This is a genomic window from Desulfotomaculum sp. 1211_IL3151, assembly GCF_036763075.1.
Taxonomy (GTDB): domain Bacteria; phylum Bacillota; class Desulfotomaculia; order Desulfotomaculales; family Desulfotomaculaceae; genus Desulfotomaculum.
Genome location: NZ_JBAIYV010000042.1, coordinates 48,915 through 63,910 on the forward strand (window position 1 = coordinate 48,915; position 14,996 = coordinate 63,910).

The 14,996-nt window shown below is 41.9% G+C and carries 10 protein-coding genes; 8 read left to right on the forward strand and 2 right to left on the reverse strand.

Annotated features, from left to right (window positions below):
- Window positions 1-296: 296 nt before the first annotated feature.
- Window positions 297-2,849 carry an alpha-glucan family phosphorylase gene (gene glgP, locus V6C11_RS12060; protein WP_333531420.1) on the forward strand — a complete coding sequence of 851 codons (2,553 nt, stop codon included), beginning with the start codon at window positions 297-299 and terminating at the stop codon, window positions 2,847-2,849.
- Window positions 2,850-2,892: 43 nt separating this feature from the next.
- Here glgP and V6C11_RS12065 read toward each other — a convergent pair whose 3' ends face one another.
- Together V6C11_RS12065 and V6C11_RS12070 are read right to left on the reverse strand one after the other, a co-directional pair.
- Window positions 2,893-4,242, reverse strand: coding sequence for a nicotinate phosphoribosyltransferase (locus tag V6C11_RS12065; protein WP_333531421.1), 1,350 nt, complete (start codon window positions 4,240-4,242; stop codon window positions 2,893-2,895).
- Between the two features lie 99 nt (window positions 4,243-4,341).
- Entirely contained in the window at window positions 4,342-4,773 is a 432-nt protein-coding gene (locus V6C11_RS12070; RefSeq protein ID WP_333531422.1) for a universal stress protein, read from the reverse strand.
- Window positions 4,774-4,968: 195 nt separating this feature from the next.
- On the opposite strand from V6C11_RS12070, the gene V6C11_RS12075 reads away from it, so the two are divergent.
- The 7 genes from V6C11_RS12075 (at window position 4,969) to V6C11_RS12105 (ending at window position 14,862) form a co-directional block, all read left to right on the forward strand.
- Window positions 4,969-5,406 (forward strand): YaiI/YqxD family protein, encoded by a 438-nt coding sequence (locus V6C11_RS12075; RefSeq protein ID WP_333531423.1) that lies wholly within the window; start codon window positions 4,969-4,971, stop codon window positions 5,404-5,406.
- A 168-nt stretch (window positions 5,407-5,574) separates the two neighbouring features.
- The gene (locus V6C11_RS12080) at window positions 5,575-6,954 is read left to right on the forward strand and encodes an FAD-binding oxidoreductase (RefSeq protein ID WP_333531424.1); all 1,380 of its coding nucleotides are present in this window, start codon (window positions 5,575-5,577) and stop codon (window positions 6,952-6,954) included.
- Window positions 6,955-6,966: 12 nt separating this feature from the next.
- Entirely contained in the window at window positions 6,967-8,238 is a 1,272-nt protein-coding gene (locus V6C11_RS12085) for a (Fe-S)-binding protein (RefSeq protein WP_333531425.1), read from the forward strand.
- A 378-nt stretch (window positions 8,239-8,616) separates the two neighbouring features.
- The gene (locus V6C11_RS12090) at window positions 8,617-10,089 is read left to right on the forward strand and encodes a sensor domain-containing diguanylate cyclase (protein ID WP_333531426.1); all 1,473 of its coding nucleotides are present in this window, start codon (window positions 8,617-8,619) and stop codon (window positions 10,087-10,089) included.
- Between the two features lie 18 nt (window positions 10,090-10,107).
- Complete coding sequence (locus tag V6C11_RS12095; protein WP_333531427.1) at window positions 10,108-11,163, forward strand: HD-GYP domain-containing protein; 1,056 nt, start codon at window positions 10,108-10,110, stop codon at window positions 11,161-11,163.
- A gap of 14 nt (window positions 11,164-11,177) precedes the next feature.
- Entirely contained in the window at window positions 11,178-13,040 is a 1,863-nt protein-coding gene (locus V6C11_RS12100; protein WP_333531428.1) for a methyl-accepting chemotaxis protein, read from the forward strand.
- A 376-nt stretch (window positions 13,041-13,416) separates the two neighbouring features.
- Complete coding sequence (locus V6C11_RS12105; RefSeq protein WP_442886070.1) at window positions 13,417-14,862, forward strand: amino acid permease; 1,446 nt, start codon at window positions 13,417-13,419, stop codon at window positions 14,860-14,862.
- The last annotated feature ends 134 nt before the right edge of the window (window positions 14,863-14,996 follow it).

The window sequence follows — 14,996 nt, forward strand, 5'->3', positions numbered from 1 at the left end:
CCGGTGCTTCTCAACAACTAGCTAAGATGGCAGAAGAACTTGAAGGCATGGTTAGGCAATTTAAAATTTAGTGGATGTCAGGCACACACTTAACGAATTGATTGAAAACGGAAAACCCTTTGTATAAGTTAACGGAGAGGCAATGAGTTGAAGCCTCTCCGTTAGGCATATAGAAATTCCCGGCTGCTAACCGGGAATTTTTTTTGCCATAACGGAAAGTATAAATCTAAGAAGTAGTCACATTGGGCTGCAAGTTCATAATAAAGCGATGTAAAATTAGGATGGTGAGGGAGAATATGTACTTTTTTCGTACCATAACAGTTAACCCTACAATTCCCGATAGAATTGTAAGGTTAAGAGAGTTATCCTATAACTTATGGTTTAGTTGGCATGCTGAGGTATTGGAGCTTTTCAGGAAGATTGATGAAGAAAAATGGCATGACCTAAACCACAATCCAGTGAAGTTCTTGTTGGAAGTTAAACAGGAAGATTTGGAAAAAATTTCAAAGGATCAAGATTTTCTAGCTTTATATGACAGAGTAATCGCTGATTTTGATGAATACATGAAAGGAGAATCTTGGTATAAGAAGAAGTATTCTGATTTGCTAAATAAGCCAGTGGCCTATTTTTCAGCAGAGTTTGGCCTGCATGAGTCTTTACCAATCTATTCCGGTGGCCTTGGAATTCTGGCCGGGGATCATTGTAAAGCTGCCAGTGATATTGGCTTGCCACTGGTTGGTGTAGGACTGTTGTACAAACATGGGTATTTTACCCAAAAAATAAATCGGGAAGGCTGGCAAGAAGCCCACTATCCCTATCAAAATTACCATCAGATGCCAGCTAAACCTGCCTTAGATAAAGAAGGAAAAGAAATTATTATTCCGGTACAGCTACCTGGAAGAATTGTCTACCTTAAAATATGGCAGATTGATGTAGGCCGTATTAAAATTTACCTGATGGATGCCGACATAACCATGAACCATGATGAGGATCGACAGTTAACAGCTCAACTTTACGGGGGAGATAAGAATACCCGGATAGCACAGGAAATGCTGCTGGGCATCGGTGGGGTTAAGGCCCTGAGACAGCTGGGCATTCATCCGGCGGCCTGGCATATCAATGAGGGGCATGCCGCCTTCTTATGTATAGAAAGATTGCGTGAACTGGTGGAGAGAGGAGTACCCTTTGCCACAGCAAAGGAGGTTGTACGAGCCAGCACCATCTTCACCACGCATACCCCGGTACCTGCTGGCCATGATGTTTTTGATTCTGACATGGTTAATCACTATTTAAACCAATATTATGGGCTGTTGGGCATCGATCATAGCGGTTTTATGTCCCTTGGTTGGGATGCTAAACGCAATAATTTTAACATGACGATTTTAGCTATGAATTTTGCATCTTATTGCAATGGTGTCAGTAAGTTGCATGGTGACGTGACGAGAAAAATGTTTCATTATCTTTATGAAAGCATACCCGAAGAAGAGGTGCCAATTTTTTCTATAACCAATGGTATTCATTCCGCCACTTGGCTTTCCCCTGAGCTAAAAACTTTGTTTAATGCCTACCTTGATCCAACATGGCATTATAACATTTGTGACCAGAGCCTATGGCGGGCCATTGATAACATTCCGGATCAAAAACTTTGGGATTTGCATATAGGCTTAAAGAAAAAGGCCATTCAGTTTGTGCGGGATATTCTAAGGTGCCAGAAATATCGAAACCAGGAAGCAGCCGAGAACATTGGTGAAGTGGATGATTATTTAAATCCAAATGCCTTTACCATTGGTTTTGCCAGACGTTTTGCCACTTATAAGAGGGCTACACTATTGTTTAGGGATAAAGAAAAACTTGCTAAGCTATTGAGTGATCCGGAACGTCCCGTACAAATTATTTTTGCCGGCAAGGCACATCCTGCTGACAGACCAGGACAAGAATTGATCAAAGAAATTTACCAGATGTCACAGCAAGAGCCATTTAAAGGGAAAATTGTATTTATAGAAAACTATGATATAAATGTAGCAAGGCACATGGTCCAAGGAGTAGATATGTGGTTAAATACTCCTCGCTGGCCGATGGAAGCCAGCGGTACCAGCGGCATGAAAGCAGCGATAAACGGAGTTGTTAATTGCAGTGTATTAGACGGCTGGTGGCCTGAGGCTTACAATGGGAAAAATGGCTATGCCATTGGTAAACAAACCGGTTACCGGACGGAGGAAGAACAAGATGGTGATGATGCTTATCACCTATATGCTTTATTAGAGGAAAAAATCATACCGACCTATTATAATTATAACGATCAAGACGATTGTCCTAAAGGCTGGATTAAGGTAATGAAAGAGTGCATTAAAACCATTGCACCACAATTTAGTACGGAAAGAATGGTTAAAGAGTATACGGAACGTTTTTATAATGAGGCTATCCGTAGGGGTGAAAAATTCTCAATCGGTAATTTTCAAACCGCAGTTGAAGTTCAAGATTTTAAACGCTATATAAAAGAAAACTGGCATCATGTAGCAGTTAAATCCGTTGATGCCGAAGGTATTTCGCGGCAACTTAAGGTCGGAGATGAGCTTGATCTTGCGGTTGATGCTTACCTTGGTCCAATAAAACCAGAGGATGTAGTAGTAGAAATAGTCCATGGCTGTGAAAATGGACGTTCTCTGGTAAATGTAAAAACAACACCCCTTAGGGTTCAAGCCCAAGGTACAGATGGGAATTACCATTATCAAGGTGGTTTTAAGCTAGACCAAGGCAGTTGTGGGTTTTCTGTAAGAATTCGACCAGAGCATCCCCTCTTTGCAACAAATTTTGAGCTTCCCTTGGCCAGTTGGACCAGGAATTTTTAACAAGCATGAAAGCCCGCCGTCACAACGGCGGGCTTTTAGCATACTAACCCTTGATTAGCTCCAGATTCGGATTATTACAGTGGGTCCTTCCTACTTTAGCCATTGGATACCACTGATCACCTATGAAAACCCGCACAATATCAGCAGTAAAATCATTGCCGCTGCCATGATAACTGCAGTTTTCTAAAAGAGAGGAACCAACCCCATAGATGTCTACCGGCACCTGAAGCTTTTCAAACTTCTTAATTTTTTCCACATTAAAACCGCCGGTAACGACAATTTTAACATCCTTACACCATGTTATAGCCAGGTCTCTGGCTGGGGCTGGTATGTTCCACCGGAGGTAAGCATGATCAATGGCCTTGCGCATATTCCATACCAGTCTGGGGTTGACACCAAGGTCAAGTTCTTCAGCACCTAAGGGTTCGACAGAAATATCCCTCATACTGCCAGAGGTATCGGACCTTACGGCAAATAGTTTATATTTTTTGGCTTCTTCAAGGTTTCCTTCGGAGTAATACTGCCAGTATTTTTCAAACATTTTTTCCATAACCAGCAAAGTATCGCCAACACAGTCATTATGAAAATCCACCAAGGCAATTCTCGGTACTTCTATTGGGATAATCCTGGAAAACTGAGCCATTGTTTCAGCAGTATCACCTAAAAAACAGGCAATGGCTGAGTGAGCGACGGTTCCCCCGCCTTTGCCGCCCCACCAATCCCCTTGATCATCCGTTGAAACAAAGGTGGAAGAATTTTTGTTATGCTTATGATTGTAGGCTTGTACAGCCAGTGAATAGGCATAGCCATGTAAAGCTTGAAGTTTATAGTGGGTAAACCTAGCAGGGAAGAATAATACATCTTTGCCTTGGGTAGCTTCCAGCACATTGTAAACATTGGTTGCCACCCGGGAGGCTTCTGTGAGAGCCCCTAAAATGGGAGTCTCTAATTTTGCAATATCCCGGTAACGTCCTCTTACCTTTAAAACAGGCTGTACATTTTGTGGATCACCAGCATAAAAGGCAAAGGTACCATCTTGGATTGCTTCAACCTCCAATTGTTCATAGGTATTTATGAACTGGTTGTTTTCATCAAAATAGCCAGTACAATCCTCAAGAATAGCCAAGGATTCATCTACACCTGCTATTAAACTAAAGGGTTTTCTACGGGTAAAAAATTGCATTTCAACCTTTAAATCACCCGTATTGACTAACTTTTCATTGATTTCTTTAATATCACTAATTCCTTGAAAGGTATAATTTTCTTTGGCTAGGGTTTCAAGTATATTAAAAATATTGATAAAATAAGCATCCGAATACCAACCAAGCTGCATTCTCTCGACGTCGATGGCAAATAATTTTTTGTCTAATCGCTTATTATTGAATAAGGTCATTTTGCATCATCACCTAGTTTGTAAGATTTTCTAACCTTTGTTATTTTAACACATGTTATGTAAGAAAATTTGCATAACATGAAATGCATGGGGTAAAGTTTATTTTACCAAGGTAATAGGGCAGTGGGATAAGTTAAGAATCCGATGGCTGACACTTCCTAGTACGATGCCCTGCAAATTTGTCAAGCCTCTGGAACCCAAAACAATATGACTGAAATTATTAAGTTTGGCGAATTCTGTTATTTTAGCTGCTGGGTCACCATTAATCAATTGTTTTTTAACCTCAAAACCAAGTTTGTTAAATTCCGCTACCTGTTCATTGATAATTTGCCAGCCGCGGTCAATCGCTTCTTGTTCGATTAAGGAAATATCTGTTGAATTATTAGAAAACCGATTGATTTCCCTGCGTATATTAACGGCGTGGATGACGGTAATATCCAAATCAGCTATTAGCTGTGTAAGGTTAGCCAGGTATGCCGCGGCTCGTTTAGCGTTAGCTGAACCATCAACGGCTAACAAATAGTTATACATGCATGATCCCCCTAGTAAGTTAAAGTTTTCATACTATTATAATATATCCGTTACTATTTTGCAGAAAATAGTGCCAATAGATGCCATAATGTGAGCTAAACAATTTTTTGCTTTTTGCAGCGGATAACTTAGTATATAATAAATTACCTGTGTTTTTAAATCTCATTCCTAGGATAAAGGAGTATAAATAAAACAATGAAGGTAATCATTGATGCGGACGCCTGTCCCAAGGGAGTGTTGTCCATTGCCCAAAATACTTGTTTAGAGTATGGCTTGGAACTATGGACGGTGGCCAATTTTAACCATAATATAAGATCAGAACATCATATTACCGTAGGCAACTCATCCCAGGAAGCAGATATTGAAATTATGAATATCACTAAATCCGGTGATATTGTAGTGACACAGGATTGGGGCTTGGCCGCCATGGTTTTAGCCAAGGGAGCTGGGGCCATATCACCAACAGGAAGGATTTTTCAAGCAGCTACCATTGATTTTTTATTGGAAGAGCGAGAAATAAAGGCCAAACATCGTAGAACCGGAGGACGGACGAAAGGGCCCCAGAAACGAAAGCTTTTGGATGATTTGCAGTTTCGTAGGGAGTTAGTAAGACTTATTGATGAGATGTCTTGAAAACCATCCATTCGATAAATAATATTCTCACAAAGCAGGGAAGTATCTAATTTTGTCGAAATAATTTGTTATGTTGAAAAATTAGGTCTTTTCATTTATATAGGTCAGACCAGCCTACCATCGAATAGGCATATGGTCTACCAATAAACATACGGAGGCGATAAGTGAATGTCTAAGGAACAAGCAATTGAAGCATTATTTAAGGCTCTTGGTAAAGAAAATGTAACAACAGAACATGAAGAATTACAATGTTATTCCTTTGATGCCACTGCAGACATGCCCAGTCAAATGCCCGATGTTGTAGTTACACCCACCTGTACGAAAGATGTGGTGGAGATTTTAAAAATTGCCAACCAGTACAAGGTGCCTGTATATCCCAGGGGTTCCGGAACCAACCTCTGCGGCGATACCATACCCCTTAAGGGTGGTATTATTTTAAGAATGCAAAAGATGAATAAAATAATCGAGGTAGATGCAGACAACCTGGTGGCAGTCGTGCAGCCTGGTGTGATCATTAATGAATTAAACACTGCGGTGGCTCCCTTTGGTCTAATCTATCCGCCGGACCCAGGTACGGTAGCCACCGCGACCATGGGTGGTAGTGTTTCTGAATGCTCCGGGGGTTTAAGGGGTTTGAAATACGGTGTGACAAAAAACTATGTTATGGGTCTGGAAGTTGTTATGATTGACGGAACGGTTGCTAAATTCGGCGGCAAAACCGTTAAGAATGTAACTGCCTATGACATGGTAAAGCTTTTTACCGGCGCCGAGGGCACCCTGGGTGTGATTACAGAAATTACCGTAAAATTGATTCCGGCACCTGAAGCAAGGAAATCGATGATGGCACATTTTGATAAGTTAGAGGATGCGGGGAATACGGTTACGGAAATTGTACGTAGTAAGGTAATTCCTGCTACGATGGAAATTATGGACCAGGTTACCATTCGCACGGTGGAGAATTTTGCCAAGGTTGGTCTGCCAACTGATTGTGAAGCCCTACTGTTGATAGAAGTTGATGGTATTCCCGAGGTGGTTGAGCGGGAAGCAGCTACTGTTGTCAGGGTGGTGGAAAAGAACAGGGGTAAAATTAAAGTAGCCAAGGATGACAAAGAGCGTGATGGTCTCTGGGCAGCCCGTCGTGCAGCATTACCTGCTCTGGCACAGATGAAACCAACCACTGTTTTAGAAGATGCCACGGTACCTCGGAGCAAATTAACCGAGATGCTGGTGGCCTTACAAAACATTGCTAAAAAATACAATTTGCATATTGGAACCTTTGGTCATGCTGGGGACGGTAACCTCCATCCAACCATTTTAACGGATGAGCGTGATGCCGAGGAAATGCAGAGAGTTCATCAGGCCGTTGATGAAATCTTTAAGATAGCCCTCGAACTGGGCGGGACCATCAGCGGTGAGCATGGTATCGGTATGGCTAAGGCCAAATACCTGCCTTTAGAATTTGGTGAGCAGGGCGTTGAGATCATGCGTAAAGTTAAAAGGGCACTGGATCCTGAAAATTTATTAAACCCAGGAAAAATGATGGGCTAAGGGGGGCAGTTAATGGCTATCTATGATAACATCAAGGAAATGGAAGAAGAGATTATTAAATGTATGAAATGCGGCAACTGCCAGGCCGTGTGTCCAGTATATAAAGAAATCCTCTCAGAATCCGGGGTAGCCAGAGGGAAAATCCAATTGGCGGCAAGGATTTTAAAGGGACAGGCTCGATTTAGCCATGAACTTTACAAAAAGTTTGATCTGTGTTTACAATGTCAAGCTTGTACTGCCAACTGTCCCTGTGGTGTCAAGGCCCATAAAATTATCACGGCTGCCAGGGCCGAACTGGCTAGGCAGAAGCTGCTGCCCTTTGCTAAAAAGGCAGCTTTCGATGTAATTAAAAAACCGGTCTTATTTAATTTGGGTCTTCGTTTGGGTAGCTCCTTTCAGGGCTTGGCTTTTCGTAAAAATGCCACCGGTATGAGTCCCAGGTTCCCCATTGGTTTAGAAATGCGCCGGGTTGTTCCCAACTTGGCCAGTCGTCCCCTGCGTTCGGAATTGCCGGAAGTAAATAAGGCACCGAACTCTCGTAGAAAGGTTGCATTTTTTACTGGCTGTGTAACCAATTATATTTATACCAATGTTGGTAAAGCTGTGGTGGATGTACTAAATCGTAACGGTGTGGATGTCATTATCCCTAAGGAGCAGCATTGCTGTGGTGCTCCGGCTGCCATTAATGGTGATATTGAAACAGGTAAGGCCATGGCTAAATCCCATGTTGATATTTTTAGTAAATTGGACGTGGAGGCCATTATTACTGTCTGTGGCACCTGCGGTGGTACCTTTGAAGAAAAATATGTTGAGTTGTTAGCGGACGATCCCGTTTATGCTGCCAGGGCTAAGGCCGTTGCCGAAAAAATTTGTGATATTTCTGAGTACCTGGTAGATGACTTAAAGGTTGATTTCACGAAGTTAGGGATGGTTGATATGACCTTCACTTACCATGAGCCCTGCCATATTGGCCGGGGTATGGGTCTGACACGCCAACCCCTAGAAATGCTGACCAAGCTGCCCGGTGTTACCTATAAAGCCATGAGAGAGCCGAATCGCTGCTGTGGTGGAGCTGGTTCCTTTAGTTTAACTAACTATCCTGTATCCTATGAAATTCTTAAGAAGAAACTGGCCGATGTTCAGGGTACGGCTAGCTCAGTTGTGGTCACTGGTTGTGGCTCCTGCCGGATGCAAATAGAAGATGGTCTGGCCCAGGAAAACATGCCTCATAAAGTACTGCATGTTATTGAGGTGATACAGCAAGCTTATCAAAATGGTCAGTAGGTATTCTTAAAAATTGGTTTAAACTTTTTTTGAAAATAAATACTTCCCAATTAAGAAGAGAATTTCAATATTATTATGTGACAAATAACTGTTTATTAAGTTATCGAGGGAGTCATTATTTATATATATAAAGTTTGCCTAATGGTGACAATGATAGTAAGCATGAATGTTAGCAAGACCCATCCATTGTCGATGGGTTTTTTTTTGTGTCATAAATTAATTATCTTTATGTAATTGGATTTGCATGACTTAAACTATATAATATAAGAGGTATTTTCTATAAATATAATGCAAACAGTTGACCCAATTATTTTCCTCTGCTAATGTCCAAGGTAATAAAGCTTCTTAAATATTAACGAACATGAGGGACATGGTAAATTGTCACTAAATGAGGTGATGGCCGTGGAAATCATCCCCAATGTCAGGAAGCGCATCTTTTTTACCATTACTGCCCTAATCATGGGCTTACTACTATTATTTGTTTTTCAGGCTACCAACAATTACACCACACAAAAGGGTGTATTGGCAGGAATTGAAGAACGTCGGTTAAAGATTAACCAAATTACCAGGGCAGTTAAACTATCAGAGGATATGAACAATCGTGGGCGCACTGATCAGAAATCAATCAGTGAGTTGGAACAAGCGGCTGCTTTCCTGCTGCCGATCATGCACACTTCAGAAGGAAAGATGCTGGTGCAGGATTTGTTATTGGCCATTGAAAGTGTAAAAAAGGGTGGCGATTTAGACCAGTTGGTTTCGGTCTGCAGGAAATTAAGTGCCTTCCAGCAAAAACGTTTGGGTGAGGATTTGTGGCTGCTGGAAACAGAAATTATGGGACGGGGATTTAATCACTTGGTAATATCCATAATCATCACGATCATTTTAGGATTTGCTGTGGCCTGGGGTTTACATCGGTTAGCGAGGGAATATTTACTAACAAGGGTGGTATTGCAGGGAACCACCAACGGAATTATTGTAGGAAACGAAAAAGGGCGAGTGGCCATACTAAATGATACCCTTTGTAAACTACTGGGGGTTTGTAAGAAAAGGGGTATGGTTGGTGTTCCTTTAGCGGAGGTAGGCGAACCGGGTAGGATACTGGCCATGGCTATTCAGGAAAACAATTTTATGCAAGGGCGGGAAATCTGCTTCCTAGGCCCGGATAGCAAGGAAATTTGTTTTCTGATTGATACCATACCCTGGCAGGATGAGAATGGCAAACTTCTGGGCGGTATGGCTGTGGTTAGGGATTATACCAAGCAATGGGCTGAAAAGCAAAGGGCCACGGCAGAAAATATTGAGCTCAAGGAAAAGGCAGAAAGGGACTCCATGACTGGCCTTTACAATTATAGAGCTTTCATTGAACATATGCAGCAATTGGTTAGGCGCAAAAACCAACGGCGTTTTTCTTTATTAATGATCGATTTGGATAATTTTAAGGTTTTCAATGATACCCTGGGTCACCTAGCCGGGGATTGCCTGCTGGGGGATTTAGCGAACATTATGGTAAACGCAGTTCGAGATGATGACATGGTTGCCCGGTATGGTGGAGATGAGTTTGTCATCATACTTCAAGGGGCCAATCTAAATAGGGCCATTGATGTTGGGGAAAGGCTCAGACTTAATATAGCGAATTATCCCTTTGCCGGTCAGGAATGTTTACCCGGTGGCAGGGTAACCGTATCAATGGGTATTTCAGTGTACCCGGAAAATGGTTCAAATGTTAAAGAACTCATTCGATGTGCGGATGCCGCTTTATATCAGGCTAAGAGGGTATCCCGGAATAGATTGGAATACTACCAGCCAGAGACATCTGATCCAAAGGAAGCAGTAGGAGTATTAAACAATTGAAGCTTGGTGGTGAAGGCTGTGAAACTACCTGTACGTTACCTATTACCCGGGATGGTGCTTGCCAGTCCAATTATTAGTAAAAACAAGCACCTACTGCTAGGTAAAGGAGTTATACTAACTGCAAAACTTATTTCATCGATTAAAAAATACGGTGTTTTAGTTGCTGATGTCGATATTATAGGTAAGGAATTTGAACAACAAGATAATGGGATTGACTATAGCGTAAGTTTAAATGCAGTCAGTTTGGTTGAGGAACTGGTCAGGGGGGGTGGCTCGGTCAATTACAAGAAGATTCTGCTTACTGTAGACTCGATTATTGAGGAAATACTTGAGGGAAAAGCAGTTACAAGTAATTTAACTAGTTTATGCTCCGCTGACATGTATACCTTTGCCCATTGTGTTGACGTTTGTATTCTTTCTATAGCCGCCGGTGCCCTACTTCATTATGATCGAAGGAAGCTGTTAACCCTGGGCACAGGAAGCTTGCTGCATGACATAGGAAAAATTAAGGTGCCCAATTGGATATTAAATAAACCGGATAAACTGACCCCGGAAGAATTTGAAGAGATGAAAAGACACTCCTGTCACGGCTATCAAATGGCTAAACAGATATATGATATTGCATCCATAAGCAAAGAAATCATTTTAAATCACCATGAAAAATATGACGGGTCTGGTTACCCCAGGGGTCTTAAGGGTAACGAAATATCCGATATGGCTGCCATATGTTCGGTGGCTGATGTTTACAATGCCATAACAACCGATCGTATATATAGAAAGGCACTGCCACCGCACGAAGCCTATGAGATGATCATGGCTGCTGGGGATCTTATGTTTAAAAATGATGTAGCGATGACCTTTCTTAAGCTTATCAAACCCTACCCGGTGGGTTCTGCGGTAATCCTAAGCAACGATATGAAGGGTATCGTTATCGATTTAAAAGAAGAATTAATTTTTAGACCGATGATTCGGATCATTGATACGAATGAAATTATTGATTTGAAAGACCATTACAATTTAGTAATCACAGGTCTTTTGAGCAACGAGGAGGTGCAGCAACTGGCGATAAAATAAGAAGGGGGATTTGTATGGGAAAGACCATTAAAGGTAAATTTACATTATTTATCGTGTTAATTGTTCTTTTCACGGTTGTACTGACAGTTGGACCGACCACATACATATGCAGCAATATCACAAAAACAATTTTATTAGAGCATTCCAAAGACGGCATGGAGGGCATTGCTACAACCATTGAAAATCTACGTCAGCAAGCTTCTGTACAGGCCACTTTGCTTGCTGATTACCCGGGGGTTGCCCAGGCTGTGGAAGAAAGGGATACGGATAGATTATTAGCATTATTAACGCCCCTTGCTAAAGGAAACAGCTTGGATTTTGTTACAGTCACGGATGAGGAAGGGATGGTCATAGCCAGAGTCCATGAACCAGATAAAAAAGGTGACAGTGTATTAAGTCAACAAGCTGTTCAACTGGCCCTAAGGGGGGAAAATCAGGCCTTTATTGAATCTGGTACGGTGGTTAAGCTATCTGCCCGGGCAGGTATACCAGTCAAGGGCCAGGAGGGTAAAATTGTTGGGTCCTTAGCCCTGGGCTATGATTTATCCCGGCCACAAGTGGTGGATTCCCTAAAAAGTCTTTTTGGTACAGATATTACCTTGTTTTTACAAGATGTTAGGGTAAATACCACCCTCATTAAGGATGGCAAACGTTTGATTGGAACAAAATTAGATCCCCAGGTAGCAGAAATAGTTTTACAGAAACAACAAAATTATTTGGGTGAGGCAGAGGTGCTGGGCATACCTTATATTACCTCCTATATGCCGCTAAAGGGCCCGGATGGCAAGGCCTTGGGAGTTATTTTTGCGGGGGAACCCAAGGCTAAATTGGATCAGGCAATCAATCAAATTTTAAAAACAGCGGTTTTAATAACCCTTCTGGTTTTAGTTATCAGCATGGTGGTTACGTATGTTATCACAGGCAAAATGGTGGGTCCCCTTAAAACTCTGGCCGACCATGCGAAGGAAATTGCCTCTGGCAACTTAGCACGAAACACGGTGGAAATAAAAACGGAGGATGAATTGGGCCAATTATCAAATTCCTTTAAAACGATGACCGATAATTTACGCAAGCTGATCATTAGTATAAAAGAAAAAGCAGATACCGTAAATCAATCGGCCCAAATGCTTTCGTCCAGTTCCCAACAAACCTCCGCCAGCGCGGCAGAAACAGCATCAACCATGTCTGAAATGTCCAGTACGATTGAACAAATATCGGATAATTTAATCAGTGTTTCCGATCTGTCTCAAAGGACAAATGGTGATGCCCATTCCGGCAGCCAAGGCATAGCCAATATTAATAATCAAATGCAGGCAATTACAACTTCTACCCAAGGTGTCTCCGGTGCTATCCATGGGCTCAATCAAAGGTCCCTGGAGATTAATCAGATTATTGAATTAATTTCCGGGATCGCAGATCAAACCAATCTACTAGCCCTCAATGCTGCCATTGAGGCAGCTAGGGCGGGGGAACAAGGTAGGGGTTTCGCAGTGGTAGCCGAAGAAGTACGTAAGTTAGCAGAACAGTCCGCAACTTCAACCAAGGAGATCGGCCAGCTGATCAATGGTATGCAGGTACAGTCAAAAAAAGCGGTGGAAACAATGGAGAAAGGAAATAGGGAAGTAGAAGAAGGTAAAAAAGTAATAGACGAGGTAGGCGTATTATTTGGTACGATTATCTTATCCGTACAGCAACTTACTGAACAGATTCAGGATGTAACCTCTGCCACAGAACAAATGGCTGGTGGCGTGCAAAATGTTGTGGCATCTACTGAGGAGCAAACCGCCTCAGTGGAAGAAGTTTCTGCCTTAGCCGATTCACTGGTTGGATTATCCAGGGACCTTAATGAGTTGGTTAGCACCTTTAAGATTAGCTAAGCAATTGCCCTACAAAAAAGTCTGTTCAGCGGGAACAGGCTTTTTTTCATGATAAAAGGTGTAAGGAAAGCTTGGCCCGCGCGATAGGCAAGCGGGCCAAGCTTTTGAACACGAAAAGCGTGCTTAAGGCAAAGGAAATGAAAGTATTTTAAAGTGTTTTTTAATGTAATTTTTATTTTTATAAAATTACTAAAGCATATTGACTTATACGTCAAAAGATTTTAAAATTTTATCGTTCTGCGTGTATTTTACAGTCTATTCGTTTCAACTGAACAAGATAGGTAAAAGGGCAGAAATCCCATCTAGGATGGGAAAAAATTCGGGGGTGTTATATCGAAACACATTTGCCTGACAGATGTCAGGTACGGAAGGAGACATGAAAGAGATGGAAAAAGAGGAATTAAAACCTGGAGGAGCGTTAAATGGAGAGGGGTTACAAAGGGGGCTTAAATCAAGACACCTGCAATTAATTGCTCTCGGAGGCATTATCGGCAGTGGTTATTTTTTAGGCACTGGTTACGTAATTGATTCAGCCGGTCCCGCAGCTTTCCTTGCTTATTTACTTGGCGGACTTATTGTGCTCTGTGTAATGCAATGCATGGGTGAGTTAGCAGTGGCGATACCTATTTCCGGTTCCTTTGTAAATTATGCCAATGATTTTATATCACCGTCCTGGGCCTGTGGTGTTGGATGGTCGTATTGGCTTACCTGGATATTCTATGTACCAGCAGAAATGATAGCCGCGGGAATTATTATGAATAATTTTTTCCCGGGGATCGACACCATCTACTGGGCCGTAGGCTTTGGCCTTATCATTACCTATATTAATTTATCTTACGTAGGCACCTTCGGTGAGTTGGAATTTTGGCTGGCAATTATCAAGATTATCGCCATTATTATGTTTATTGTTTTGGCTGTTTTAATCTTCTTTGGGTTTATCGGCGGGGAAGGTTTTAGGGGGACCTCTGTTTTATTAAGCGATGGTGGATTTACCCCTAAGGGTTCCTGGGCGATTCTCTTGACGATGGTCATTATTTTAGTTAATTTCCAAGGCTCTGAAATCATCGGCCTAGCCGCCGGAGAGAGCAAAGAACCAGAAAAGACCATACCTTCTGCCATTAAAAGTGTCACTTGGCGTATCATAGCGCTTTATATCGTGCCTTTGTTCCTACTGGTGAGTATCTTTCCCTGGAAAGAGGCTGGTTTGCAGGAAAGTGTATTTGCTGCAGCCCTTAATTCCTATGGTTTCAAATGGGCTGGCGGATTGTTCTCCTTTGTGGTACTGACAGCAGCCATATCCTGTTCCAACTCTGGTCTTTATGGCTGTACCAGGGCTTTATATGCACTGGCCAGAGAAGGCATGGCGCCGCAATTTTTAGGGAGAGTTAATAAAAATGGAGTACCCCAAAATGCAACACTTCTCTCCATTGCCGGGTGCTGGATATGTGTTTTGGCCTATACCTTTGATACCAGTGAGATAATATTTACCTATTTATTGGCTTTGTCAGGTTTTTCTGGGGCCATTGCTTGGATTTCCATTTGTTGGTCCCAACTGAATTTTCGTCGCAAATTGGAAAGGGAAGGTTTTGATATAAATTCACTAAAGTATCGGACCCCGTTATTCCCTTACCTAACGCATTTTGCCATCTGGATTCAGGTAGCCTGTCTAGGCATTATTGCCTTTAACGAAGACCTCAGGGTTTCTTTATATATCGGCTTACCTCTTTTATTATTACCCATCGTTTGGTATAAAATTTGGGGTTATAAGCTTAAACGTGATGAAATAGCTAGGGTAAAATTTGAAGATGTCTTTGTAAAATAAATAAACCAGAAGGGGCTGTCGCAGTAAGACAGCCCCTTAATAAAAAACAAAAGGCGGCGACTGGTAAATGCCAGAAGCCGTCTTTTATTGTAAAATATAAGTATGCAAACAAACATTTTACAGTCAGATTATAC

Excerpts from the sequence above, each read along its gene's own strand:
- glgP (WP_333531420.1), top strand. The coding sequence starts at position 297 with ATGTACTTTTTTCGTACCATAACAGTTAACCCTACAATTCCCGATAGA.
- V6C11_RS12065 (WP_333531421.1), bottom strand. The coding sequence starts at position 4,242 with ATGACCTTATTCAATAATAAGCGATTAGACAAAAAATTATTTGCCATC.
- V6C11_RS12080 (WP_333531424.1), top strand. The coding sequence starts at position 5,575 with ATGTCTAAGGAACAAGCAATTGAAGCATTATTTAAGGCTCTTGGTAAA.
- V6C11_RS12075 (WP_333531423.1), top strand. The coding sequence starts at position 4,969 with ATGAAGGTAATCATTGATGCGGACGCCTGTCCCAAGGGAGTGTTGTCC.
- V6C11_RS12070 (WP_333531422.1), bottom strand. The coding sequence starts at position 4,773 with ATGTATAACTATTTGTTAGCCGTTGATGGTTCAGCTAACGCTAAACGA.
- V6C11_RS12105 (WP_442886070.1), top strand. The coding sequence starts at position 13,417 with ATGAAAGAGATGGAAAAAGAGGAATTAAAACCTGGAGGAGCGTTAAAT.
- V6C11_RS12100 (WP_333531428.1), top strand. The coding sequence starts at position 11,178 with ATGGGAAAGACCATTAAAGGTAAATTTACATTATTTATCGTGTTAATT.
- V6C11_RS12085 (WP_333531425.1), top strand. The coding sequence starts at position 6,967 with ATGGCTATCTATGATAACATCAAGGAAATGGAAGAAGAGATTATTAAA.